General features: G+C 61.4%; 1 protein-coding gene. It reads right to left on the bottom strand.

What is annotated here, in order from left to right:
- On the bottom strand, window positions 1–1,271 hold a 1,271-nt coding region (locus tag HR9077_RS18210; protein WP_136068725.1), incomplete at its 3' end, for an IS4 family transposase.
- Window positions 1,272–1,352 lie beyond the last annotated feature (81 nt).

The raw sequence follows: 1,352 nt of genomic DNA, 5'->3' as shown, positions 1-1,352 counted from the left end.
CGCCTGACTGATCGGGGGTAAGATCGCTCGCGTCGCTCAGGCAAGACGAAGGCAGGCGCCATCTCCAGCATCGACTGGATCACACCGGGCACACGCCCCGGCGAGACCCAGGGGAGGACTGTTAACTCCTTGATGATCCAGTGGGCGGCCTGGTGGAAGCTGAGCTGGTTCGGGTGCACCGCTTCTAGGCTATAGGCCATGCGGGCCATCTGGAAGCGAATCAGGTTATAGGCCAGCAAGGTGCCCCAGAGCTCCTGGAAGACCATCTCCGGCGTCCGGCTACGCAACGTCAGGCGGTTACCCAACAGGGATTGCTTCATTTCCCGGTAGCCCAGTTCGATTTCCCAGCGATGGCTGTAGAGATCGACAATATCTGCCGCCGGAAAGCGCAGCGGGTCGGTCATCGAGGTCAGGATCTGGACCTCCTTGCCGTTCACCTTGCGACGTAACAGACGCGCCGTCATCGTCGGCGGCAAGTCCGGCCATTTCTTGCGCGCCTGAGGAGACGCCGTCAAGGTCACCAGGCGGTCTTGCCGACCCAGCGAGCACTCTTCCTGATACTGCGTTCCCTTCTTCAGAGGAATGAGCCAATGGCGTTGCTCGCCTGCGCTCTGCCAGGCATGCAGCAGGCCCAGCGAATAGAACCCTCGGTCGAACAGAGTCAGGGAGTGATCCGGGGTGCTGACGATGAGATCGCGCGTCAGCTCCATTTCGCTTTTCGCCACGCTGTCGAAGGCCGAGCCCGTCAGCAGGTGACTGGTCAACTCCATCTGACACACCATGCGAACTTGCGGGTAACTTGCCTCTCCCTGGGCGTGGCGGGTGCGCGCAAAGGCGGCCTGATTCTCGGGAGAGTCGGGCGTGCGCCAGACCACGCCATCGACGCCCAGCAACGTCAGACCACACCAGTGAGGATGCGGCGTCTGCCGGTGCCACAGGGCTTGGGTCTGTTCGAAAACGCGTTTGATGGGCTCGACTCCCAACCGCTGGCGTGCCTGCACCACGGCGCTGGGGGCGACGAAGGGGCGTTTGCCGGGCAGCATGATGTCGAGGTGATTGACGATCTGCCCCATGGGGATATGGCGGAACAAGGCCATCCCGACAACGGCCCACACCACCATGTCCAGTGGCAAGCGGCGCTTGCGCAGCGTGGCCACGCCGGCTTCTTCGAGGCAGGTATCGATCAGGTCGGGCGACAGCACCTCGGAGAGGCTGGAGAAATCATCGGGCACCACCTTGGCAATGGCATCGATGGCATTGCTGAAATGCATGGACCTTTCCCTGTCAGTGTACCTGACAGGGAAAGGTCTCATGATCAGCTTATTGAAGGTAGGCTTAACTGACTGGCATTA

The sequence above is a fragment of the Modicisalibacter radicis genome (genome assembly GCF_900961225.1).
In the GTDB taxonomy this organism is placed as follows: domain Bacteria; phylum Pseudomonadota; class Gammaproteobacteria; order Pseudomonadales; family Halomonadaceae; genus Modicisalibacter.
Note: the sequence above shows the minus strand (reverse complement) of the source record. Positions and strands in the feature narration are given on the sequence as shown.